The sequence below is a fragment of the Streptomyces sp. bgisy100 genome (assembly GCF_057709105.1).
Map to the genome: position 1 here is coordinate 22,488 of NZ_JBYITE010000035.1, position 22,500 is coordinate 44,987.

Annotated in this window: 21 protein-coding genes and 1 pseudogene; 10 read left to right on the plus strand and 12 right to left on the minus strand. The window is 71.0% G+C overall.

All coding sequences use genetic code 11. The features are described from left to right. The first annotated feature begins 42 nt into the window (after positions 1–42). Complete coding sequence (locus tag AC3EQ1_RS21980) at positions 43–1,512, plus strand: DEAD/DEAH box helicase (protein WP_432096055.1); 1,470 nt, start codon at positions 43–45, stop codon at positions 1,510–1,512. 588 nt (positions 1,513–2,100) lie between these two features. After that, complete coding sequence (locus AC3EQ1_RS21985) at positions 2,101–2,475, plus strand: SCO5918 family protein (RefSeq protein WP_432096056.1); 375 nt, start codon at positions 2,101–2,103, stop codon at positions 2,473–2,475. A 116-nt stretch (positions 2,476–2,591) separates the two neighbouring features. Here the strand turns inward: AC3EQ1_RS21985 and AC3EQ1_RS21990 are convergent, their stop codons facing one another. Beyond that, entirely contained in the window at positions 2,592–3,602 is a 1,011-nt protein-coding gene (locus AC3EQ1_RS21990; protein WP_432096057.1) for a LysR family transcriptional regulator, read from the minus strand. A 62-nt stretch (positions 3,603–3,664) separates the two neighbouring features. On the opposite strand from AC3EQ1_RS21990, the gene AC3EQ1_RS21995 reads away from it, so the two are divergent. Together AC3EQ1_RS21995 and AC3EQ1_RS22000 are read left to right on the plus strand one after the other, a co-directional pair. Then, entirely contained in the window at positions 3,665–4,978 is a 1,314-nt protein-coding gene (locus AC3EQ1_RS21995) for an MFS transporter (RefSeq protein WP_432096058.1), read from the plus strand. A gap of 281 nt (positions 4,979–5,259) precedes the next feature. After that, the gene (locus tag AC3EQ1_RS22000; protein WP_432096059.1) at positions 5,260–5,667 is read left to right on the plus strand and encodes a hypothetical protein; all 408 of its coding nucleotides are present in this window, start codon (positions 5,260–5,262) and stop codon (positions 5,665–5,667) included. Between the two features lie 146 nt (positions 5,668–5,813). On the opposite strand, the gene AC3EQ1_RS22005 is transcribed toward AC3EQ1_RS22000, so the two are convergent. Beyond that, on the minus strand, positions 5,814–6,296 hold the full coding sequence (locus tag AC3EQ1_RS22005; RefSeq protein WP_432096060.1) for an NUDIX domain-containing protein: 483 nt from the start codon (positions 6,294–6,296) through the stop codon (positions 5,814–5,816). A gap of 193 nt (positions 6,297–6,489) precedes the next feature. Continuing rightward, entirely contained in the window at positions 6,490–6,861 is a 372-nt protein-coding gene (locus AC3EQ1_RS22010) for an ATP-binding protein (RefSeq protein ID WP_432096097.1), read from the minus strand. A gap of 333 nt (positions 6,862–7,194) precedes the next feature. Here AC3EQ1_RS22010 and AC3EQ1_RS22015 point away from each other — a divergent pair, with 333 nt between their 5' ends. From AC3EQ1_RS22015 to AC3EQ1_RS22040, 6 genes and pseudogenes are all read left to right on the plus strand, one after another. After that, positions 7,195–8,043 (plus strand): helix-turn-helix domain-containing protein, encoded by an 849-nt coding sequence (locus tag AC3EQ1_RS22015; RefSeq protein WP_432096061.1) that lies wholly within the window; start codon positions 7,195–7,197, stop codon positions 8,041–8,043. 10 nt (positions 8,044–8,053) lie between these two features. Continuing rightward, positions 8,054–8,254, plus strand: a complete 201-nt coding sequence (locus AC3EQ1_RS22020; protein WP_432096062.1) for a DUF397 domain-containing protein — start codon at positions 8,054–8,056, stop codon at positions 8,252–8,254. 1,137 nt (positions 8,255–9,391) lie between these two features. Continuing rightward, positions 9,392–9,787, plus strand: coding sequence for a hypothetical protein (locus AC3EQ1_RS22025; protein ID WP_432096063.1), 396 nt, complete (start codon positions 9,392–9,394; stop codon positions 9,785–9,787). A 154-nt stretch (positions 9,788–9,941) separates the two neighbouring features. Continuing rightward, positions 9,942–10,418, plus strand: a complete 477-nt coding sequence (locus AC3EQ1_RS22030; RefSeq protein ID WP_488187164.1) for a hypothetical protein — start codon at positions 9,942–9,944, stop codon at positions 10,416–10,418. Between the two features lie 15 nt (positions 10,419–10,433). Beyond that, positions 10,434–10,553: pseudogene (locus AC3EQ1_RS22035) on the plus strand (NUDIX hydrolase); the annotation flags it as partial. Then, entirely contained in the window at positions 10,550–10,963 is a 414-nt protein-coding gene (locus tag AC3EQ1_RS22040; protein ID WP_432096065.1) for an NUDIX hydrolase, read from the plus strand. The pseudogene AC3EQ1_RS22035 and the gene AC3EQ1_RS22040, both read left to right, overlap by 4 nt. Before the next feature lie 315 nt (positions 10,964–11,278). On the opposite strand, the gene AC3EQ1_RS22045 is transcribed toward AC3EQ1_RS22040, so the two are convergent. The 9 genes from AC3EQ1_RS22045 to AC3EQ1_RS22085 all read right to left on the minus strand — a co-directional run bounded on the left by AC3EQ1_RS22045 (position 11,279) and on the right by AC3EQ1_RS22085 (position 22,493). Beyond that, positions 11,279–12,556 (minus strand): thymidine phosphorylase, encoded by a 1,278-nt coding sequence (locus AC3EQ1_RS22045; RefSeq protein ID WP_432096066.1) that lies wholly within the window; start codon positions 12,554–12,556, stop codon positions 11,279–11,281. After that, complete coding sequence (locus AC3EQ1_RS22050; RefSeq protein ID WP_432096067.1) at positions 12,556–12,981, minus strand: cytidine deaminase; 426 nt, start codon at positions 12,979–12,981, stop codon at positions 12,556–12,558. The genes AC3EQ1_RS22045 and AC3EQ1_RS22050 overlap by 1 nt, the downstream gene beginning before the upstream one ends. Continuing rightward, on the minus strand, positions 12,978–14,261 hold the full coding sequence (locus AC3EQ1_RS22055) for an ABC transporter permease (protein ID WP_432096068.1): 1,284 nt from the start codon (positions 14,259–14,261) through the stop codon (positions 12,978–12,980). The genes AC3EQ1_RS22050 and AC3EQ1_RS22055 overlap by 4 nt, the downstream gene beginning before the upstream one ends. Further along, positions 14,258–15,364 carry an ABC transporter permease gene (locus AC3EQ1_RS22060; protein ID WP_388850234.1) on the minus strand — a complete coding sequence of 369 codons (1,107 nt, stop codon included), beginning with the start codon at positions 15,362–15,364 and terminating at the stop codon, positions 14,258–14,260. The genes AC3EQ1_RS22055 and AC3EQ1_RS22060 overlap by 4 nt, the downstream gene beginning before the upstream one ends. Continuing rightward, on the minus strand, positions 15,361–16,959 hold the full coding sequence (locus AC3EQ1_RS22065) for an ABC transporter ATP-binding protein (RefSeq protein WP_432096098.1): 1,599 nt from the start codon (positions 16,957–16,959) through the stop codon (positions 15,361–15,363). The genes AC3EQ1_RS22060 and AC3EQ1_RS22065 overlap by 4 nt, the downstream gene beginning before the upstream one ends. Positions 16,960–17,142: 183 nt before the next feature. Next, complete coding sequence (locus tag AC3EQ1_RS22070) at positions 17,143–18,177, minus strand: BMP family lipoprotein (protein WP_432096069.1); 1,035 nt, start codon at positions 18,175–18,177, stop codon at positions 17,143–17,145. A gap of 153 nt (positions 18,178–18,330) precedes the next feature. Further along, positions 18,331–19,596: an amidohydrolase gene (locus AC3EQ1_RS22075; RefSeq protein WP_432096099.1), complete on the minus strand. Its 1,266-nt coding sequence runs from the start codon at positions 19,594–19,596 to the stop codon at positions 18,331–18,333. A gap of 221 nt (positions 19,597–19,817) precedes the next feature. Then, the gene (locus tag AC3EQ1_RS22080; protein WP_432096100.1) at positions 19,818–21,146 is read right to left on the minus strand and encodes a hypothetical protein; all 1,329 of its coding nucleotides are present in this window, start codon (positions 21,144–21,146) and stop codon (positions 19,818–19,820) included. Positions 21,147–21,566: 420 nt separating this feature from the next. Then, on the minus strand, positions 21,567–22,493 hold the full coding sequence (locus tag AC3EQ1_RS22085) for an N-acetylneuraminate synthase family protein (protein WP_432096070.1): 927 nt from the start codon (positions 22,491–22,493) through the stop codon (positions 21,567–21,569). Positions 22,494–22,500: the final 7 nt, after the last annotated feature.

Below are 22,500 nucleotides of genomic sequence, written 5' to 3' on the forward strand. Positions count from 1 at the left end.
TCCGGGAATTCCTCGATACGTGCCGTATCGAGGAGGTTCCGCATGAACCGAAAGTTCCGCCCGAAGGACCGTTCCGGCCGCTCGGCGGCCGAGCCCGCACGTGGTTCCGGCAACCGGTCCCGCGCCGGGCGCGGGTCCGGACGGGGCTCCGGACGCCCGTCCGGGCGCTCCGGTGGAGGGCGCCAGGACTTCGCGCCGCCGGCCACCGTCACCCCGGGACTCCCGCCCGCCGAGTCGTTCGCCGACCTGGACTTCCCGGCCGGACTGCACACCGCGCTGACCGCCGAGGGCGTCACCGAGCCCTTCCCGATCCAGGCGGCCACCCTGCCGGACGCGCTGGCCGGCCGGGACGTCCTGGGACGCGGCCGCACCGGCTCGGGCAAGACCCTCGCCTTCGGGCTGGCCGTGCTGGCCCGTACCGCCGGACAGCGCGCCGAGCCGCGCCAGCCGCTGGCGCTCGTCCTGGCCCCGACCAGGGAGCTCGCGCAGCAGGTCACCGAGGCGCTCACCCCGTACGCGAAGGCGCTGCGGCTGCGGCTGGCCACCGTCGTCGGCGGTATGTCGATCGGCCGCCAGGCCGGGGCGCTGCGCGGCGGGTGCGAGGTCGTCGTGGCCACCCCCGGGCGCCTGAAGGACCTGGTGGAGCGCGGCGACTGCCGGCTGGACCGAGTGGCGATCACGGTGCTGGACGAGGCCGACCAGATGACCGACATGGGCTTCATGCCGCAGGTCACCCACTTGCTGGACCAGGTGCGTCCGGACGGTCAGCGGCTGCTCTTCTCGGCGACGCTGGACCGCAACGTCGACAAGCTGGTGCGCAACTACCTGCGGGACCCGGTGGTGCACTCCTCCGACCCGCTGGCCGCGACGGTGACCACGATGGAGCACCACCTGCTGCAGGTGCACGGTACCGACAAGTTCGCCACGGCCAACGAGATCGCCGCCCGTGACGGCCGGGTGATCATGTTCATGGACACCAAGCACAGCGTGGACCGGCTGGTCCGCCAGCTGCTGAGCAGCGGCGTCCGCGCCGCCGCCCTGCACGGCGGGAAGTCCCAGCCGCAGCGGACCCGCACCCTGGCCCAGTTCAAGGACGGGCACGTCAATGTGCTGGTGGCCACCAACGTCGCGGCCCGCGGCATCCACGTCGACGACCTCGACCTGGTGGTCAACATCGACCCGCCCGCGGACCACAAGGACTACCTGCACCGGGGCGGCCGTACGGCGCGCGCCGGCGGGTCCGGCCGCGTCGTCACCCTGGTGCTTCCGGAACAGCGGCGCTCCGTGGACCAGTTGATGCGGGACGCGGGCATCACCGCGACGACCACCCGGGTCCGTTCCGGCGAGGCCGAGCTGAGCCGGATCACCGGCGCCCGGACCCCCTCCGGCGTCCCGGTGACCATCACCGCGCCCGCCCCGGAGCGCCCCGCCCGGACCTCGCCGGCACGGCGGAGCCGACGGAGCCGTCCGTCCCGCGGGCGGGGGCGCGCGTCGTCGGGCAGGGCCGCGTAGGACGCCGGGCAGGGCCGTGCAGGACGCCGGGCACGACGCGTGCCCGGCGAACCTCGCCGAAGGAGGATCCATGGCTTCGCTCCACGCACGGCTCCCGCGCCTCGACGCGAGTCCCGCGGCAGGTCGGGGGCGGCGACACGGCCCCGGAAACCGGCGGCGCGAGCATGGTGGCCGGACGCCGGACGGGACGTGCCCGACAACCCGTGACGCCATGGCCGGGCCGGGACCGCTAACCGGCGACGACATGACGGCCGGCACCGCCCTGCCCCTTCCTCTCGGTGCCCACGCCGGCCGCCTCCTCGTCCGCGACGAGGACGGCCGGCGCACCGGTCCGGTGACCGGGATCCGGCTCACCGTCCGGCAGGGCGAGTCCCGGTACCGGGCGCAGACCCGGGCACGGGGCATAGCCTGCAACCGGGGTCCGTTCACCGCTGCCACGGCACCGGTGGCCGCGGACCACGCCAAGGGCGGACGCCCGCTCGAGGCATCCCCCATGATCGACGACCACGGTTACGCACGGGGCGTTCCCGCCCACTCACGCTGCTCCTTTCCCGGGCCCGTCCCTCCCTCTGACGCCTGTGAGGCACCATGCGCTTCGTCATCGCACGTTTCCCGTTCGACCTGATCAAGAGCGAAGTAGAGCAGTCGATGGAGGGCGTCGCCCCCGAACCGGTCACGGGCGCGTCCGTGACGATCGGCCGGCGCACCTACCCCGTCAAGCAGGTCGGGGCAGTGATCACCAAGCAGGACCGCCGCGACTTCACCGCCGGTGAGGTGGTCCGGGCCCTGACCAAGCTCGGCTTCACCTGCCACGCCGCGCCGCCCGTCGACCCGGCGGAGGGCCTCTTCGGCTCCTCCGGGTCTGCCGGCTCCTTCGGGTCCGCCGGGCCCTCCGGGTCTGCCGGCTCCTTCGGGTCCGCCGGGTCCTCCGGCTCCTCCGGGACGTCCTGGCCGAACGGCTGACGCGTCTCCGTAGCACCCCGCGCGGGGAGGAGCTGCCGGTGAGTGAACCGGCAGTTCCTCCCCGCGCGGGCGTCCGCGGCTGTCGGCGGACCTCACCACGCGCCGCCGTACGCGCCTCAGCGCGGGATCAACTGCCCCCGCCGGGACAGCAGGAAGCGCTTGAAGGCCGTCACCGGCGGGGTGTCGTGGTGGCCGTCCAGCCAGGCGACGCCGATCTCCCGGACCGCCCGCGGCGCCGTGACGGTGAGTTCCGCGACGCCCGGCCGGGGCACGGCCGGGGGCGGGAGGAGCGCCACGCCGAGGCCCGCCGCGACCAGGCCGCGCAGCGTCTCCGCCTCCTCCCCCTCGAAGGCGACCCGCGGGGTGAAGCCGGCCTCCGCGCACAGGGCGTCGGTGATCCGGCGCAGTCCGTAGCCCGGTTCCAGGGTCACGAAGAACTCGTCCGCCGCCTCCGCGAGCCGGACCCGGCGGCGGCCGGCGAGCCGGTGGTCCTCCGGGACGACGAGCCGCAGCTTCTGCTCGTCCAGCCGGCGGGCGACCAGGTCCGGCGCGTCCGGGACCGGTGAGGTCAGGCAGAGGTCCAGGTCACCGGCGCGCAGCCGTTCGATCATCGCCTCGCCGTAGTTCTGGACGAGCTGGAAGCGGATCCGCGGGTGGTCCGCGCGGAAGGTGCGGATCAGGCCCGGGACGGTCTCCGAGCCGAGGGTGTGCAGGAAGCCGAAGGCGACCTTGCCGCCGCCCGGGTCGGCGTCCGCGCGCACCGACTCGGCGGCCCGCTCGATCTCGGCGAGGGCCCGCTCGACCGTTCCCAGGAACGCGCGGCCCGCCGGGGTGAGCGAGAGGGTGCGGCCGTGCCGGGCGAACAGGGCGACGCCCAGGTCCTGTTCGAGCCGGACCATGGCCCGGCTGAGCGTCGACTGCGGTACGGCGAGCTGGTGTGCGGCCCGGGTCACATGCTCGTGCCGGGCGACGCCCGCGAACTGGGCGAGCCGCGGCGCGAGCAGCGCGGGCCAGGAATCCGCGTCCAGTTCGGCGACCGCTTCGCCGCCCGCCGCGGTTGTTGCCTGGATGTCTTTTTCGTTGCTGTTCAGTGACGTACGCGGTCGTGAGCTGCGATCATGCACCATGGGAACGATTATGCCGAGTTCATGCATTGGACGCATGAAACCCGGGTCCTTAGGTTGGACGCATGCCTCCCGCTGATACCGGGGCGTCCACCCTCCACGTGGGCGCCTCCACCGCGTCATCCCGTACCACCGATCCCGAAGCGACCAAGCTGCGCCCGGGCGGCGCCGGCTACCGCCGGATGAGCTTCGCCCTCTTCGCCGCCGGGGTCGCGACCTTCGCCCTCCTCTACTCCACCCAGGCCCTGCTGCCCGCCATCTCCGCCGGTTTCGGCGTGACGCCGGGCGCCGCGAGCTGGAGCGTCTCCGCCGCCACGGCGGGCCTGGCCCTCGCCGTCGTCCCGCTCAGCGCACTCTCCGAGCGATACGGGCGCCGGGCCGTCATGACCACCTCGCTCACCGTCGCCGCGGTCATCTCCCTGGTGGTGCCGCTCGCCCCGGACCTGGGCACGCTGATCGCGCTGCGCACCGTGCAGGGCGTGGCGCTCGCCGGAGTCCCGGCGTCCGCCATGGCCTACCTCGCCGAGGAGGTCCGGGCGAAGGCCCTGGTGAGCGCGATCGGGCTGTTCGTGGCCGGTAACGCCATCGGCGGCATGTCCGGACGCATCGTGACCGGCTGGGTGGCCCAGGCCTGGGGCTGGCGCGCCGGACTGGCCGCGGTCGGCCTGCTGGCCGTGGTGTGCGCCGCCGTCTACCGGATGCTGCTGCCGAAGGCCCGGCACTTCACGCCCGCCACGGTGAGCCCGCGGGCGCTGGTCCGTACGCTCGGCGAGCACCTCTCGGACCCGCTGCTGCGCCGGCTGTACTGCATCGGCGGGCTGTTCATGACCGTCTTCGGCGCGGTCTACACGGTGATCGGCTACCGCCTGACGGAGGCGCCGTTCAGCCTGCCGCAGGGCGTCGTCGGGTCGATCTTCCTGGTCTACCTGGTCGGCACGGTCTCCTCGGCCGCCGCCGGACGGCTCGTCGCCCGGCTCGGCCGGCGCGGGGCGCTGTACGCGGCGGTGGGCACCACCGCGGCCGGTCTGCTGCTGAGCCTCGGCAGCTCGCTGGTGTCGGTGGTGCTCGGCCTGGTCCTGATCACGGCCGGCTTCTTCGCGGGGCACGCCGTGGCGTCCTCCTCGGTCAGCCGCGCCGCGAAGACGGGCCGCGCCCAGGCCTCCGCGCTGTACCAGACCTCGTACTACCTGGGCAGCAGCCTGGGCGGCGCGCTGGGCGCCGTCGCCTTCCACGCCGGCGGCTGGTCGGCCACGGTGGTGCTCGGCCTGGTGGCCGTCGCGACCGCCGCGGGCATCACGCTCTACGCCACGCGCAAGGCCCTGGCCGAGCGCCGGGCCCGCGCCGCGCACCCGGCGGGGTTCGCCCGGGTGGCGGGCTGAATCACCGCGCGGGCGGCCGGCATCGGCCGGGCTCGCTCCACTCATAGCGCCGGGCTCTGGAGAGCCCGGCGCTTTGCGTTGCCCGGTGCTTTGCGTTGCCCGGTGCTCCGCGTTGCGGCGGGCTCCGCAAGGCCCGGTGCTTTGCGTTGCGGCGCGGGGGCTTCGGTGCGCCCTGTCCGCCTGGTCCGCCTGGTCCGCCTGGTCCGCCTGCTGACTCCTACGCGGTCCCGACTCCCGGACGCTACGGGCCGTTGTCCGACCCCGGTGGAACCATCGGCCGCATGCACAGCTACGACGTGACGCTCCTGCACACCAACTGGCCGGAGAAGAACCCGGATTACTTCGCACCGCTCCGCGACGACCCGCCGCACGGATTCACCTACTCGGACCAGACCTGGGAGTGCTACCCGGGCATCACCGGGCGCCGTGCCGCGCGGAGCCAGTTCCATGCCATCGCCGAGGTGGCCGCGGAGGCCGCCCGGAGCGGCGTCCTACTCAACGACGCGGGGGTCGAGAAGACCGGCGAATGGCTCGGCCACGACGAGAACCAGCAGGTCGTCGCCCATCTGTTGCTCATGGCCGCGCACCGTGCCGCCTACTGCGGTCTCGATGTGCAGGATCTGACCGACTTACTGCACGCGGTTTCACCGGCAGTCGGACGGGCCGGGCCGGACGGGGATCCGGCATAGGCACTCCGTGCACTGGGAGCGCCCGGGGTCGCACAGCCCCGATCGGCGGTGCGACCCCGCAGTGCGAATTCGGAGGGCTCTACCAACGTGTCAGGTCGTAAACGGCCGAGCAGACATCGAGAGCACGACGCCGAGGCACAAGTTGGTCAGGGAGCTGCTTCCGGCGACTGTCCGTGTTCCAGGTAGACGGTCAGGCCGTTCGTTCGGGCCTCGATGCCAGCGGTGATTCGGCGTGCCAGGCGGGGGATGGTGAGTTCCGGCACCTGTTCGGCGCGGTGGAAGTCGTAGCCACGGAGCTCATCCGCTTGCAGTGCGATCTGTTGGCGGTGGGTTGCGCCGAGGCGGCCGCCGTCGAAGAGGTAGAGGACCTTGTCTCCCTCTCCTGGGTTCGGCGCCCAGTCGATGACGAGGAGGCGACCGATGTGGGGATTGATGCCCAGTTCCTCCTGGACTTCGCGAACACAGGCTTGTCGGGGCGACTCACCCTGTTCGACGTATCCACCGGGAATGTCTCGATAGTCCTTGTATGATGGCTCGACGAGGAGGACTCGACCGGCTTCATCAAAGAAGAGAGCGCCGGCCGCCATGCGTGGGTGGGCCATCTTCGCTTCGTGCTCGTTCTCACTCACAGATTGGACTCTAGCCCTCGCGTCTTCGTGAAGCGGGCTGCCCGACGGGCGGACAGGCAAACGAAAAGCACTCCTGACCAGCAAGAATGAGGATTACCGAGCCCCTTGTTCGAGGCTGATCGTCGGCAAGAAACGCCCGCACCCCAGCGCATAGTTGCGCGTCACCGATGGCGACGGCTCACCGCCCTTCGGGTTACGTGGCACATGGCGCGGCCGGACCGTCGACCAGCAAGAACCAAACGGTCTTTGAGGTCTCGTCCGCTACCGCTGCCCACTGGTCTGCGTACGCGGCGACGAGCCCGAGCCCACGCCCCGTAGTACCGAAGAGGTCCGCGCTCGCCCATGCGTCCCGCGGCTGCGGCGCACAGCCAGGGTCGCCATCATGAACGCACACGGTGACACCGTCGGAGGAGAGCGACGCCTCCACCGTGATCACCGGCGAGGCGGTATGGAGATGGGCGTTCGTGACCAGCTCGGAGGTGCAGAGCTCGGCACGCTCAGCGAGCGATACCCGGTTGTTCTGACAGAGCAGGTCAACGACCCAATGACGGGCGAGGCCTGCCATGTTGGGCGAGTTCGGGCCGGTGAACCGATAGCTCACCCCTCGGCCAGGGAGCAGTGCAGCAGGCAGTAAGTCACGGCTCGTCACGACATCTCTCCTAACGCGACGTTGATGCAGGTCAAGAGCGGGGACCGTGGCATTGGCTCTTCTGAAAGATCGTCAAATCATCAACAGAGGGCTGCACTTCGGCCCAACACAGGGGGTGACTGTGCCGCCACTCCGAAGCTAGGGCACAACTGTGGGACGGCGCAACATTGGGACGCCTGTCGCATCAAGCCAGGTGGACCGGGACACCTTCAGCACGGCACACTCTTACGCGGAAGAGAGGGAGGGGTCATGCCGCCGAGGAGTTACCCGACCGCCCGACAGAAGCGATTGGGCGCCGAGTTGCGCAAGCTGCGCGAGCGGGCCGGCATGAACGGAGCCTCCGCCGCCGCATTCCTGGGTGGAGAGCGAGCCCAGATCAGCCACATCGAGTCAGGCCGCTACGGGGTGAGCGACGAGCGAGTTCGCAGGCTCGCAGCGCATTACGCCGCCACGGATCGGCACCTCATAGACGCACTCGGACGGATGGCTGAGGAGCGACACAAGGGGTGGTGGGACGAATATCGCGGGATACTCTCCCCTGGATTTCTGGACGTGGCAGAGCTCGAATTTTGGGCCACATACCTCCGCGACATCCAAATGCTTCACATCCCCGGCCAGTTCCAGACCGAGAACTACGCAAGAGGTCTCATCCGTAGCGGCGTCTCGGACCTGCCGGCAAACGAAGTGAACACGCGCGTCGAGCATCGGATGCGACGCCGCATCATTTTCGACCGCCCCACTCCGACCCCCTTTGAAGCATTCATTCACGAGGCGGCCCTGCGCATGAGGTACTGCAGCGCAGACACCATGGCCGACCAGCTAAAGTTCCTCTGCGAAGCCTCAGAATGGCCATCCGTGACCATCCGCATCATCCCCTTTGATCGACAGATCACCGGATCGGTGCACTCCGTGCTCTACGCTGGGGCAGAAATCCCAGCACTTGACACAGTTCAGATTGACAGCGCATTCGACAGCGGCTTTCTGGACGCAGAGGCTCAGCTCGTCACGTACCGGAAATTGTTCGCCTCGATCGAGGCGATCTCTCTCGACCCCGAAGAGTCGAGAAAATTCATCCACCGCATCGCTCAGGAAATGTGAGTCAAGGGGCATGACCGACGATATCAACTGGCAGAAGAGTTCCTTCTCCGGAGCCGACAACAATCAGAGTTGCGTCGAATTGGCACCTGTTGACGGCGCGATCCTGATGCGAGAAAGCGACGACCCAGACGTCATTGTGACGACTTCCGTCGAGAAACTCCGCGCGTTCGTCCTCGGCGTCAAGGCAGGGGAGTTCGATCACCTGATCTAGCCCAGCACTCCAACCGGCGCCCCTCACCTCTCAGCAGGCGAGGGGCGCTTGGCATGCACCGGCACACCATTGGGACGGCGCACCGTTGCGACGCACGTCCCTATGGCGCTACGGTCGCACTGTTGCGACACACACACTGTGTGTAACGACACCTCCCCTTGCGCATGTCCTGGGAGGTTCAGCAGGCTGCCCACCACCGGATTCCGCCGTCCAGGGCCGCCACGTGTCCTGGAAGGCGAGGGAATGCGCGCACCACGTGCGATCACCGTTCGCGAGACAAGGTCGCCCGCTCTGCCCATGCCTGCAGAGTCACCCGTCAGGCAAGGGTTCGTGCTCCATGTCGTGCGGAAGGAGGCGCGGAACGCGGACCGAGCCGTACCGATCCGAGTCCCGCGCCTGCTCCCCACCTCCCGTGAAGCCATACGCGCGATGCGGGCAGAGATTCGCGGCGCCCACGTCTTCGGCATGACCCCGCGCGAGGTTGAACGAGCTGTCGCATGGGCGGATTCCGGCTGGATGACGGCCCTTGGTCTGCTCAACTCCGGCGCGCCGTGCGGGTACACCGTGGCGCTGGGCGACGGGGCGGACGCCGAGTGGTCGTTGCACCCCGTGCGATACCTCGGACTGACGTCGAGTTCCCCCTGTCCCGGCGTTGAGGCGGAATCGCGACCGGAGATGAGCCCATGGGGAAGCTGATCACCGAGCTCACGCGGTGCCGCCGCAGCGTCATCGCGCGTCCGCCCACCGTTCCGCAGCCCGGCTGGTGGGCACGCATCACAGCGTCGACCGCAGGCGCGACGTCGACGGACGTCCGTGCACGTCAGTACGTTGCCCCGCGCGCAGACAGGGCCCTCGGGTGGCTCCGCATCGGCTTGCGCGTGTTCGTGTCGGCCATGGATGAAGCCGACCGCGAGGCCACGACGCGGTGGCTCACTCGGGGGCAGGGCGAGGCTCTGCTGTTGCTGAAATGCGGGACGCCGCTCGACCGTTGCGCCCGAGCGGGTGCCTCCGTCATCGCGTGGAGCGTCGTCCCAGTTCTTCTGCTTCCGCGCGCATCGTCACGCCCCGGTTCCGCGCCGTGCGTCGAGCCACGGTGGTGCACGTGCGTGGCGCCGGACCACGTGTGCGGGGGCGGACATGACTGAGAGCCTGCTGATCAAGTGCGATCTGTGCGGGTGTCTCGTCGACTCGGCGACTCTCCGGGTCCGCGACTTCTGGATCGGCGACCGCGACAGCGCGCTGCGCCGCATCACCCACGTGGTGTGCGCGGACCCGCCCGCCTGCTATGCCCGAACCCGGAACCCCGACCACTGGCGCCAGGTCGGCGCCGTCGTCCCTGTGGGTCAGGAGCCGGGCGAGGGCGCGCTGCTCGGCCGCTGCCTGCTCTGCGATACCGCCGCCTCTGCCGATGCTCTGGACGTCCGCCGCGTGCGCGACGACACGGGATGGCTCGAAGAAGTCGTCTGCCGCGATGTCGAGGCGTGCGGGCGGCGCCAACAGATCTCGACGCGGATCGAGCTTCCTCCGCTCTGACCACAGCCCCCGTCCGTGCCCGCCATGTCGGCGCCGACGGTTTCCGAGGTAGCACCCGCCGCATGTCGACCCGTTGAAAGGACGACGCATGACCATCGCGCAAGCCATTGCCGATGAACTGCAAGGAGCCGGCACGTGAGTACTCTCCCCCTGGATGCGGTTCGCTCGCGCCTGGGCGCCCTGGTCGACCACCTCATCGAGAACGGTGCCCTCCTCACTCCGCAGTGGGCCGACGTGTTCGCGTCGGTGCCGCGGCACCTGTTCGTGCCCCACTGGTACGCGCAGGAGCCGGACGACCGTCACGGCGGCCGACATCCGCGGGAACTACCCGTTCCGCCTGCTGCTCGCGCTCGACATGCCCGACGCGGAACTCGTGTATCACCTCGACGACCACGGGGCCACGTCCGTCCAACTCCAGCGCTCGGACGGCACGTGGGCCCGCGCCCCGCTCACCGGACCGGCCACCGTGACGTACGGCGGCACGCCGGATCTGTGGGACCGGGTCGAGGACACCTGGGCGTGGTGGAACGCCAACGGCCGTCCGGCACAGGACCGGTTCGGCTACGCACGGCGGCCCGAGGGCGACGCGCGGGTGTGGCACATCCCCACGGGGCGCCGCTGGGACCTCTGAGCGGCACTGCGGCCCAACAGCGACGCGGCCGAGAACATCGACGTCGTGTGGGTACCCACGAACGCGGTGCCCCGCTTCATCCCCATCGATACGATCCATCCACCCATCCGGGCAGCTCTGGAGGAGCAGACGTGACGCAGCAGAACACGGACGGGCGTCCAGGCATCGCCGCAGCCATTGTGGTGAACGAAGGGCGTGTGCTGATGGTGCGCCGCCGGGTCAGCGAGGGACAGCTCTCCTGGCAGTTCCCGGCCGGAAAGGTCGAGCCCGGCGAGGCGCGCGAGGACGCCGCCGTGCGGGAGACCCGGGAAGAAACCGGGCTGACCGTAGCGGCGGTGAAGGTGCTCGGCGAGCGGGTCCACCCGAAGACGGGGCGGCTGATGTCGTACACCGCTTGCGAGGTACTGGGCGGTACCGCCCACGTCGCGGACACCGAGGAACTGGCCGAACTGGCCTGGGTCGCCCACGGCGACATCTCGCAGTACGTGCCGTACGGGCTGTTCGAGCCGGTGCAGAACTACCTCGACGCGGCCATGCCTTCCTGACTGGCCCCGAGCCCGCGGGCCTTGTCCTCCTGCCGCTGTCCTGAGACATGGCGGGGGACCAACGGTTGTTGCGGGCCGGGTGCCGCGAAGCGAGTCCTTTCCGACGCTGTTCTTCACGCGGAGGCGTTTCTCGCAGGCTCGTTGGACAGGGCCCGCCGCGCCGAGTGCCGGTTCTCTTCACGGGTGGGGATGTACTTCCCCTCCCCGCCCTTGCACCGCCGCCCCACGGCCGGGGCGGTCGCCGAAACACCGAACGGGACCGGCGAAGTTCCACCGGTCCCGTTCGCCCGAAGGCAATCAGCGCAGGTCAGGCCGTCAGCCTATGCGCTCCAGCACCACCGGCGTCCGCTCGTACGCCGTGCCCGGGGCGTCGATCACGAGGGCGCCCGCGAGGGAGTCCAGGGCGTACTCGAAGCGTTCCGGGGTGTCGGTGTGCAGGGTCAGCAGCGGCTGGCCCGCCGTGACCTCCTCGCCCGGCTTGGCGTGGATCTCCACGCCCGCGCCGGCCTGCACCGGGTCCTCCTTGCGGGCCCGGCCGGCGCCGAGACGCCAGGCGGCGACGCCGACGGCGTAGGCGTCGAGTTCGGTGAGGACGCCGGTGGACTCGGCGGTGAGCACGTGCTGTTCGCGGGCGACCGGCAGCGGCGCGTCCGGGTCGCCGCCCTGGGCCGCGATCATGCGGCGCCAGTGGTCCATGGCGGAGCCGTCCGCGAGGGCCTTCGCCGGGTCGGCGTCCTTCAGGCCCGCCGCGTCGAGCATCTCGCGGGCGAGGGCCACGGTGAGCTCGACGACGTCGGCCGGGCCGCCGCCGGCGAGCACCTCGACCGACTCGCGGACCTCCAGCGCGTTGCCCGCGGTCAGGCCGAGCGGGGTGGACATGTCGGTGAGCAGGGCCACGGTGTTCACGCCGTGGTCCGTGCCGAGGCCCACCATGGTGGTGGCGAGCTCCCGGGCGTCCTCGCGGTTCTTCATGAAGGCGCCGGAGCCGACCTTGACGTCCAGGACCAGCGAGCCGGTGCCCTCGGCGATCTTCTTGGACATGATGGACGAGGCGATCAGCGGGATCGCCTCGACGGTGCCGGTGACGTCGCGGAGCGCGTACAGCTTCTTGTCGGCCGGGGCGAGGCCGTCCCCGGCCGCACAGATGACGGCGCCGACATCGCCCAGCACCCGGAGCATCTCGTCGTTGGAGAGCAGCGCCCGCCAGCCGGGGACGGACTCCAGCTTGTCGAGGGTGCCGCCGGTGTGGCCGAGGCCGCGGCCGGAGAGCTGCGGCACGGCGCCGCCGCACGCGGCGACGAGCGGGGCGAGCGGCAGCGTGATCTTGTCGCCGACGCCGCCGGTCGAGTGCTTGTCGGCGGTGGGGCGGGCGAGGGAGGAGAAGTCCATCCGCTCGCCGCTGGCGATCATCGCGGCGGTCCAGCGGGCGATCTCGACGCGGTCCATGCCGTTCAGCAGGATCGCCATCGCGAGCGCGGACATCTGGTAGTCGGCGACCTCGCCGCGGGTGTAGGCGTCGATGACCCAGTCGATCTGGGCGTCGGTGAGCCGGCCTCCGTCACGCTTGGTGCGGATCACGGTGATGGCGTCCATCAGGAGTTCTTTCCTTGGCGGTCGGGGCCGTGTCGTTTGAGGTCTTCCGGGCCGAAGGCGTCGGGCAGCAGGTCGCGGAGCGGGCGGATGCCGCTCTCGGTGTCGACGAGCATCGTGGCCCCGCCGTGCTCCCACAGCAGCTGGCGGCAGCGGCCGCAGGGCATGAGCAGCGCGCCGTCCGGGCCGCAGCAGGTGAAGGCGGTGAGCCGGCCGCCGCCGGTGGCGATCAGCTGGGAGACGAGTCCGCACTCGGCGCACAGTCCGACGCCGTAGGAGGCGTTCTCGACGTTGCAGCCGGTCACGGTGCGCCCGTCGTCGACGCGGGCCGCGGCGCCCACCGCGAAGCCCGAGTAGGGGGCGTAGGCCCGGGACATCGCGTCCCGGGCCTGCTCCCGCAGGGCCTCCCAGTCGGGGGAGTCGGTCACTTGCCCTGCCCCTTCCGGTAGGCCTTGCCGATCGCCTTGGGTGGCCGGAGCCGTTGTGCGGAGAGCGACAGGACGAGCAGCGTCGCGACGTACGGGGTGGCGTCCACGATCTCCACCGGCACGGTGTCGGTGAACGCGTACCAGACGAAGAGGCCCACCGCGACGGCGCCGCCTCCTATGGCCTGCTTGAGGCGGCCGGTGCGCATCCCCCACAGGGCGAGGGCGAGCAGCAGCACGGCGAGGAGCAGCAGCAGCGCGTGCACGGTCTGGCCGCCGCCGCGCAGCTGGAGGCTGTCGGTGAAGCCGAACAGGCCCGCGCCCAGGGCGACTCCGCCCGGCCGCCAGTTGCCGAAGATCATCGTGGCGAGACCGATGTAGCCGCGGCCGCCGGTCTGGCCGTCCTGGTAGAAGTGCGTACCGATGGCGATGAAGGCGCCGCCGAGGCCGGCCAGGCCGCCGGAGACCAGCACCGCGGCGTACTTGTAGGTGTAGACGTTGACGCCGAGCGACTCCGCCGCCACCGGGCTCTCGCCGCAGGACCGCAGCCGCAGGCCGAACGACGAGCGCCACAGCACGAAGAAGGTGCCGACGAAGAGTCCGACCGCGATCAGGGTCAGCCAGGAGACGTCGGTGACCAGGCCGCGCACGATGCCGGCGGTGTCGGAGACCAGGAACCAGTCGTGCTTCTCGATGGCGCCGAGCCCGCTGGACAGGCCGGGGATCGAGAACGCCGAGAGGTTGTCCATCGGGGGCGACTGCTTGTCGTTGCCGCCCGCCGCCGCGGCCGCGCTGCCCTCGGCGCCGAACCAGAGCTTGGCCAGGTACTGGGTGAAGCCCAGCGCGAGGATGTTGACCGCGACACCGGAGATGATCTGGTCCACACCGAAGGTGACGGTCGCGACCGCGTGGATGAGGCCGCCGATCAGTCCGAAGCCGATGCCGGCGACCGCCGCCCACCACGGTCCGTACTGCCAGCCGACCCAGCCGGCGCCGAACGAGCCGAGCATCATCATGCCTTCGAGGCCGATGTTGATGATGCCCGCGCGCTCGGCCCACAGACCGCCGAGACCGGCCAGGCCGATCGGCACCGCGGCGGCGAGGGCGCCGCTGTACTGGCCGGAGGAGGTGAGGTCCGCGGCGCCGGTGACGGCGCGGAGGGCGGAGAGCGCGATGAGCGCCCCGGCGATGATCAGCAGGACCACCGGGTAGGTGATCTGCCGGCGTCCGCCCTGCTTCTTGCCGGGCTGCCGCGACGGCGTCGTGGCCGTGGTCGCGCTCATGCGGACACCTCCGCCTCATCGGTCTTGCGGGCCTGGGCGGCGAGTTCGGCGCCCACCTTGCGCTGCTGGCTCTTGAGCCCGTACCGGCGCACGAGCTCGTAGGCGATGACGACGCACAGGACGATGACGCCCTGGACCACGCCGACGATCTCCTGGGCGTACCCCTCGAATTCGAGCTGGCTGCCGGTGCGCTCCAGGAAGCCCCAGAGCAGCGCGCCGAGCGCCATGCCGATCGGGTGGTTGCGGCCCAGCAGCGCGATGGCGATGCCGGTGAAGCCGATACCGGCGGGGAAGTCGGTGCCGTAGTTGTACGAGACGCCGAGCAGGGTCGGCATGCCGACGAGGCCGGCGGCGGCGCCGGACAGCAGCATGCTGACGACGACCATCCGCTTGACGCTCACGCCGCTCGCCTCGGCGGCGGACTCCGACTGGCCGACGGTGCGCAGGTCGAAGCCGAAGCGGGTGCGGCTGAGCAGGAACCAGTAGAGGGCTCCGGCGAGCGCCGCGACGACGATGAAGCCCTCGACCGGCTTGGGGGTCGTCGGGAAGGTGAAGAAGTGGCTGGACTCCGGGATGAAGGGGGTGTGGATGATGTTCCCCTCCTTCTCCGCGAGCCGTCCCTCGGCGAGGAAGTAGCCGATGATCGACGCCGCGATGGCGTTGAGCATGATGGTGCTGATGACCTCGCTGACCCCGCGGGTCGTCTTCAGCACACCGGCGATACCGGCCCACACGGCGCCGACCAGCATCGCGACGATGATGATCAGCGGAATCTGGAGGAAGCCGGGGAGCGTCAGGGCGCCGCCGACGACCGCCGCGAAGAACGCCGCGATGCGGTACTGCCCGTCGACCCCGATGTTGAAGAGGTTCATCCGGAAGCCGATGGCCACGGCGAGCGCGGACAGGTAGTACGGGACCGCCTTGTTGATGATCCAGACCTGGCTGTCGCTCTTCGAGCCGTAGTCGAGCATGATCCGGAAGGCGTTGAACGGGTCGTCACCCGCGGCGACGATCACCAGCGAGGTGACGATCAGCGCGGCGACGATGGCGAGGAGAGGCGCGGCGACCGCCAGGATCACCCGGTCCTTGTCGAACTTGATCATCGGTTCTCGCCCCCCTCGTCCTCCTGGTGGTCCTCGTGGTGCTCGAGGTGGCCGCGGGCGGCGCCGGTCATGGCCGAACCCAACTCCTCCGGGGTGATGGTGGCGGGGTCGGCGTCGGCGACCAGGCGGCCCCGGTACATCACCCGCAGGGTGTCGGAGAGCCCGATGAGCTCGTCCAGGTCGGCGGAGATCAGCAGCACCGCCAGGCCCTCGTGGCGCGCCTCGCGGATCTGGTCCCAGATCTGCGCCTGCGCGCCGACGTCCACACCGCGCGTGGGATGCGCGGCGATCAGCAGCTTCGGGGTGTGGCTCATCTCGCGGCCGACGATCAGCTTCTGCTGGTTGCCGCCGGACAGGGAGGCCGCGGTGACCTCGATGCCGGGGGTGCGCACGTCGTACTCGGCGACGATCCGCTCGGTGTCCTTGCGGGCGGCCTTGATGTCGATCAGCGCGCCCTTGGCGTTGGGCGTCTCGGTGACATGGCCGAGGATGCGGTTCTCCCACAGCGGCGCTTCCAGGAGCAGGCCGTGGCGGTGGCGGTCCTCGGGGATGTAGCCGATGCCGTCCTCGCGGCGGCGGCGCGTGGGCAGGTGGGAGATGTCGGTGCCGTCGAGGGTGACGCCGCCGCCGTCCGGGTCGCGCATGCCCATGATCGCTTCGACGAGCTCGGCCTGGCCGTTGCCCTCCACACCGGCGATGCCGAGGACTTCGCCCTTGTGGATGGTGAAGGTGATGCCGTCGAGCACCGCGCGGACCGCGCCGTCGGTGTCGGTGGCCGACAGGTGCAGCTCGTTCACGTCGAGCATCGGGACGTCGGTGACCGTCGACTCGCGGGTCTCGGGGGACGGGAGTTCGGTGCCCACCATCAGCTCGGCGAGCTGCTTCGGCGTCACATCGGCCGGGTGCACCGAGGCGACGGTGGTGCCGCGGCGGATGACCGTGATGTCGTCGGCGACCGACAGCACCTCGCCCAGCTTGTGCGAGATGAAGATGACGGTGAGGCCCTCGGCCTTGAGTTCGCGGAGGTTGTCGAAGAGCGCGTCGACCTCCTGCGGCACGAGGACGGCCGTCGGCTCGTCGAGGATGAGCGTACGGGCGCCGCGGTAGAGGACCTTGAGGATCTCCACGCGCTGGCGGTCGGCGACGCCGAGGTCCTCCATGAGGACGTCGGGGCGGGCGTTCAGCCCGTACGCGTCGGAGATCTCCATGACCTTCGCCCGGGCCTTGGCCCCGATGCCGTGCAGCTTCTCGGCGCCCAGGACGATGTTCTCCAGGACGGTGAGGTTGTCGGCGAGCATGAAGTGCTGGTGCACCATGCCGATGCCGCGCGCGATGGCGTCGGCCGGACTGTGGAAGGTCACCGTGTCGCCGTCGAGGGTGATGGTGCCCTCGTCCGGCTTCTGCATGCCGTAGAGGATCTTCATCAGGGTCGACTTGCCGGCACCGTTCTCGCCGACGAGCGCGTGCACGGTGCCGCGCCGGACGGTGATGTCGATGTCGTGGTTGGCGACAACTCCCGGGAATCGCTTGGTGATTCCCCGGAGTTCTACGGCAGGGGCACTGTCTGCCCGGGGGCTGCTGGTGGACGCTTTGATGGCGCACTCTCCTCGGCGGAAAGGAGCGGTGTGTGGGAGGGCGGGAAGGCGACGCTATCGCGGGAGGCGGCGGCGTCGGCGCTGCTGAGGGGCGCTACGCGCGTAGTTTCCCCACGAGGGCGCGGGCCCGGCGAGAGTGGTCACTCCCGCCGAGCCCGCGGGGTCGGCGGAGCCGACCGGAGGTCACTTCTCGGGCGAGTCCTCGACCTTGATGTCGCCGTCGATGATCTTCTTCTTGGCGGCGTCGATCTTCGGCTTGATGTCGTCGATGTACCCGCCGGAGGTGGCGAGCCGGACACCGTCCTTGTCGAGCGGGTAGGCGTGGGTGCCGGTCAGCGGCTTCCCGTCCTTGACGCTCTTGACCACGTCGTAGACGCCGACGTCGACGTTCTTGACGACCGAGGTCAGGATCGCGTCCTTGTACTTCGCCAGACCCGGCTGCTGGTACTGGTCGGAGTCGACACCGATCGCCCAGGCGCCCTTCTTGCCGGACACCGCCTCGATCGAGCCCGCACCGGACTGGCCGGCCGCGGAGTAGACCACGTCGATGCCGCGGTCCAGCATCCCCTTCGCCTTCTCCTTGGCGGCGGCGGGGTCGTTGAAGCCCTTGTCGTTGTTGGCGTACAGGTACTCCGAGCTGATCTTGACCTTCTTGTCGGTCTCCCGGATGCCCTGCTCGAAGCCCGCCTGGAACTTCTGGATCAGCGCGTTGTTCACACCGCCGATGAAACCGACCTTGCCGGTCTTGGTCTTCAGCGCCGCGGCGACACCGGCGAGGTACGAACCCTCATGCTCGGAGAAGACGATGCTGTCGACGTTCTTGCCCGGGGACACCGAGTCGACGACCGCGAAGGTGGTGTCGGGGAAGTCCTTGGCCACCTTGGAGATGGACTTGCCGTAGGTGAAACCGACGCCGATGACCGGGTTGTAGCCCGCCTCGGCGAGGGAGGTCAGCCGCTGCTCGCGGTCGGCCTCGGTCTCGTTGTTCTTGGCCGTCAGCATCTTGGAGCCGACGCCCAGCTCCTTCTTGGCCTTGTCGGCACCGCGCGCGGCGGCCTCGTTGAACGAGTGGTCGTCACGGCCGCCGACATCGAAGGCGAGACCGACGCCCTTGTTCTTGCCACCGGACTCGGTGGACGACTCCCCACAGGCAGTGGCGGTGAATGCGAGCGCGGCGGTGGCGACACTCGCAGCTGCGATCTTGGTTACCCGGCGCAAGAGGACTTCCCCTTCGGCTGAAAGCGCCTCTTCCGGCGCTGGTTTCGCCGCATCGTAACGCGCGTAGATGCCCGATAAAACCCTCTCCAGGAGCCCGTTATCGGATCGAGGCGAACGGCGCTTGACCAGGCAGTTACCGGGATCGACGGGTGCTTACGGTCGGTGTCCGTCGAGCAACGCAGCGGCGGTGAAGAGCTCCACTCCCACCGTGATCGCGCCCTCGTCGACGTCGAAATCCCCGCAGTGCAGATCCCGCCGGGTGGTGTCGCCGAGCGGCCGGACGCCGAGCCTGGCCAGCGCGCCGGGCACCCGCTCCAGGTACCAGGAGAAGTCCTCGCCGCCGAGGCTCTGCTCGGTGTCCTCGATGGCGTACGGGCCGCGCCGGACGGCCATGGCGTCGCGCAGCAGCTCGGTGGTGCCGGGCTCGTTGACCACCGGGGGAACCCCACGGACGTAGTTGACCTGCGACTTCGCCCGGTGCAGCGTCGCGACCTCGTCGATCGCGGCGTGCACGACGTCGGGCGCGGAGTGCCAGGCGGCGAGGTCCAGGCAGCGGACGGTGCCGGACAGCTCGGCGTGCTGCGGAATGACGTTGCAGGCGTGGCCGGACTCGATGCGCCCCCAGGTGACGGCGAGACCGGACCGGGCGTCGATCCGGCGGGCCACCAGGGCGGGCACGTCGGTGGCCACCTTGGCGGCGGCCAGCACCAGGTCGGTGGTGAGGTGCGGGCGGGCGGTGTGGCCGCCGGGGCCGTCGAGCGCGACCTCCAGCCGGTCGCAGGCGGAGGTGATCGGGCCGGGACGGATCCCGAGCCGGCCGACGTCGACCTTGGGGTCGCAGTGCACCGCGAGGATCCGGCCCACGCCGTCCAGCACGCCGGAGTCGATGGCGTCGGCGGCGCCGCCGGGCAGCACCTCCTCGGCCGGCTGGAAGACCAGCCGGACCGGATGCGGCAGCAGACCGGCCCGGTCCAGCTCGGCGAGGACCAGCCCGGCGCCCAGCACGACGGTGGTGTGCACGTCGTGGCCGCAGGCGTGGGCCCGGTCGGGCACGGTCGAGCGGTACGGAACGGTCTTGGTGTCCGGGATGGGCAGGCCGTCGATGTCCGCCCGGAGCGCCAGCATCGGGCGCGGCGGCTGCGGCCGGCCTCCCGCGGCGAGCCGTCCGCCCTCCTCGGTGCCGATGTCGGTGCCGATGTCGCAGATGAGCCCGGTGCCGACCGAAAGGACGCGGGGTTTGAGGCCGGCCTTCTCCAGCCGCGCCTTGATCGCGGCGGTGGTGCGGAACTCCTGATTGCCCAGCTCGGGGTGCATGTGGAGGTCACGCCGGAAGGCGATGAGCTCGGTGCGCAGGGCGTCGGGGAGCACCCCGGGCAGTTCGGAGTCTGCGGGCAGGTCGGCATCGGTGTCGGCGGACATCAGTTGGTTCACCCTTTGAAGGGTACGTCCGCACACCGGGCAACTGCCCTTCGATCAACAAAAGTTCAGCCCGATAGGCGAAGGAAAACCGCCCGCGATCGGCATGAGCACGCACCTGGACGGGTATCAGTCGGGGCTGTGCGTTCGGCGGTCCGGTTCGGAGCCGTACGGCCCGTGCCCGGCCCCGCCGGCCGCCCGCCGACCACCCGCCGCCGTGCCGCTCAGGGCGCCGAAGCGGGCAGCGAATCGAGTCGGTGCACGTCACGGGCGGTGCCGGTGACTCCGGAGAGGAACCCCTGGGCCCGGGGGGACGCGGTGTCCGTGAGCCAGGCCGGGTCGATGTCGAAGACGGCCACCTTCACCTCGGTTCCGGCCAGGGCCAGCGGCAGGGTGTGCACCACGGTGGAGGGGAAGCTCAGGATCGTCCGGCCGATGGGACCGCGCCGGGCGATCAGCTCCAGCGGCAGATCGGGCCGGACGATCTCCAGACCGGTCTCCTCGGAGAGCCGGCGCAGCTTCTCCGCGCTCTCCCGCCGGTGCGCGAAGTACCGGGTGGCCCCGTGGGCGCGGGCCAGGGCTCCGACCGCCTCGATGTAGCGGTCGAGATCGACCACCCCGGTCTCCGCCAGGGAGGTCCCGACCAGGTCGGATCCCCGGGTGAGCTGCGGCGGGCCGAAGCGTTCCCGGGTCCAGGCGAACGCGTTCCCGGTCACGGTGACGCCGTCCGGGGGCTCGACCGGCATCGAGCTGAACACCTCGACACGGTGGCCCCGCCGGGGCGTGAGCCGGCGCCGGGCCGCCGCGGCGACCGGCGCGAAGACGGCCTCGCGGGCCCCGCCGCGGCGCCCGGTGCGGTGCCAGCGCACCAGCCGTTCGCCGCGCGCCAGCTGGGCCACGAACTCCATGGTCGCGGTGCCGTCGTCCACCACGACGAGGTCCCGGGCGCGGGCGAGGGTGAGCAGCAGCTGTACATACCGGGAGAACGGGTCGCCGATGACGATCCGCGCGGCCCGGCGCAGCGCGGGGGCCAGCGAGCCGATGGTCTGGAACGGCGCTCCGGCCCCGCCCCGCGCCTCCTCCCAGCGCACCGTGAGCCCCTCGTCCCGGGCGAGCTCGGCCATCCGGCGCAGCTGGCCGCGGGTCATGGGGTCGGTCGGGGAGAGCACGACGACGGTGATGGCGCCGCTGCCGGACGGCCCGGCGGACGGGGGCGCGAACGGGGCCGTGGCGTCCGGGGTGGGGATGTCCGGGTTCGGGGTGGCCGGGTTCGGGGTCCCCGGGGTCGGCCGGCCGCCGTCCGGCGCGGGAGGTGCGGCGCCGTCGGGCGCGGCGGGTCCGGGTTCGGCGGCGGGCCCCGGGACTGCGACCGGCACGGGTTCGGCGGCGGGCCCCGGGACTGCGACCGGCCCGGGCACAACGTCCGCCCCGGAAGCAGGGGCGGGGACCCGGCCCTCGGCAGCAGCCGGCGCCGGCAGGTGCTGCCCGGCCGCCCGGCAGCGGTCGGCGTACACCCACTCCAGCACGTTCAGGAGCTGGACCGGGCTCTCCACGAAGGCGAGGGTCTCCCCCGCCGCGGGCCGCCGCCCGGCCCGGGATCCGGCCGCGGAACGCCGTCCGGCCCGCGTCCCCGCGACGGCCGCCGGGGTCCCCACGACGGTTCCCGCCCGCGTCCCCACGACGGTTCCCGCCGAGGTCCCCGCCGTCGTTCCCACCGGAGTCCCCACGGCGGGCGGGCCCTCCTGCGTCCCCAGGTCCGGGGCCCCCGGGGCCGGCGGGCCGTCCGCCGATGAGCCGTCCGCCGGGGAGCGGTCCGCCCGGTCCGGGCCCCGGAAGCGGCCCGCCGGCGCCGCCGTGCGCCGGCCCGGAGCCGCTTCCGGGGGCGGGCCCAGCGGCCCGTCAGGTGTACTCACCGAGCTCCACCTCGTGTTCTCGCGCGACAGCTTCTCGCCGGCAGCGCGGTTCCGGCCGGTTCAGACGGCGACCGGCTCGCGGTCGGCACCCTCGGCGATGACACCGGGCACCCGGCGCAGCTTCTTCATCGGGCCGAGCTCGCTCTCGTAGACCTTCTTGACGCCGTCGCCGAGCGACTCCTCGACGACCCGGATGTCCCGGACGAGGCGCTGCAGGCCCTGCGGCTCCACGGAGGCGGCCTGGTCGGAGCCCCACATGGCGCGGTCGAGGGTGATGTGGCGCTCGATGAAGGAGGCGCCGAGGGCGACGGCGGCGAGCGTGGTCTGCAGACCGGTCTCGTGGCCGGAGTAGCCGATCGGCACGTTCGGGTACTCGTCCTTCAGCGTGTTGATCACGTTGAGGTTGAGCTCCTCGGCCTTGGCCGGGTAGGTGCTGGTGGCGTGGCAGAGCAGGATGTTGTCGCTGCCCAGGACCTCGACGGCGTGCCGGATCTGCTTCGGGGTGGACATGCCGGTCGACAGGATGATCGTGCGGCCGGTGGCGCGCAGCGCGCGCAGCAGCTCGTCGTCGGTCAGCGAGGCCGAGGCGACCTTGTGCGCCGGGACGTCGAACTTCTCCAGGAAGGCGACGGCCTCGGTGTCCCACGGGGAGGCGAACCAGGCGATGCCGCGCTTCTTGCAGTGCTCGTCGATCTGCCGGTACTCGTCCTCGCCGAACTCCACGCGGTGCCGGTAGTCGATGTAGGTCATCCGGCCCCAGGGGGTGTCGCGCTCGATGTCCCACTGGTCGCGCGGGGTGCAGATCTCCGGGGTGCGCTTCTGGAACTTGACCGCGTCGCAGCCGGCGTCGGCGGCCGCGTCGATGAGCTTGAAGGCGTTCTCCAGGTCACCGTTGTGGTTGATGCCGATCTCGCCCGTGACGTAGACGGGGTTGCCGGGGCCCGCGGTCTTGGTGCCGAGGGTGCGCAGACGAGGGGTGGTGCTCATGTGAGTC

Coding starts and splice junctions, on each gene's coding strand:
- AC3EQ1_RS21980 (WP_432096055.1), top strand. CDS start 43: ATGAACCGAAAGTTCCGCCCGAAGGACCGTTCCGGCCGCTCGGCGGCC.
- AC3EQ1_RS21985 (WP_432096056.1), top strand. CDS start 2,101: ATGCGCTTCGTCATCGCACGTTTCCCGTTCGACCTGATCAAGAGCGAA.
- AC3EQ1_RS21990 (WP_432096057.1), bottom strand. CDS start 3,602: ATGGTGCATGATCGCAGCTCACGACCGCGTACGTCACTGAACAGCAAC.
- AC3EQ1_RS21995 (WP_432096058.1), top strand. CDS start 3,665: ATGCCTCCCGCTGATACCGGGGCGTCCACCCTCCACGTGGGCGCCTCC.
- AC3EQ1_RS22000 (WP_432096059.1), top strand. CDS start 5,260: ATGCACAGCTACGACGTGACGCTCCTGCACACCAACTGGCCGGAGAAG.
- AC3EQ1_RS22010 (WP_432096097.1), bottom strand. CDS start 6,861: ATGGCAGGCCTCGCCCGTCATTGGGTCGTTGACCTGCTCTGTCAGAAC.
- AC3EQ1_RS22015 (WP_432096061.1), top strand. CDS start 7,195: ATGCCGCCGAGGAGTTACCCGACCGCCCGACAGAAGCGATTGGGCGCC.
- AC3EQ1_RS22020 (WP_432096062.1), top strand. CDS start 8,054: ATGACCGACGATATCAACTGGCAGAAGAGTTCCTTCTCCGGAGCCGAC.
- AC3EQ1_RS22025 (WP_432096063.1), top strand. CDS start 9,392: ATGACTGAGAGCCTGCTGATCAAGTGCGATCTGTGCGGGTGTCTCGTC.
- AC3EQ1_RS22030 (WP_488187164.1), top strand. CDS start 9,942: ATGCGGTTCGCTCGCGCCTGGGCGCCCTGGTCGACCACCTCATCGAGA.
- AC3EQ1_RS22045 (WP_432096066.1), bottom strand. CDS start 12,556: ATGGACGCCATCACCGTGATCCGCACCAAGCGTGACGGAGGCCGGCTC.
- AC3EQ1_RS22055 (WP_432096068.1), bottom strand. CDS start 14,261: ATGAGCGCGACCACGGCCACGACGCCGTCGCGGCAGCCCGGCAAGAAG.
- AC3EQ1_RS22060 (WP_388850234.1), bottom strand. CDS start 15,364: ATGATCAAGTTCGACAAGGACCGGGTGATCCTGGCGGTCGCCGCGCCT.
- AC3EQ1_RS22075 (WP_432096099.1), bottom strand. CDS start 19,596: ATGTCCGCCGACACCGATGCCGACCTGCCCGCAGACTCCGAACTGCCC.
- AC3EQ1_RS22085 (WP_432096070.1), bottom strand. CDS start 22,493: ATGAGCACCACCCCTCGTCTGCGCACCCTCGGCACCAAGACCGCGGGC.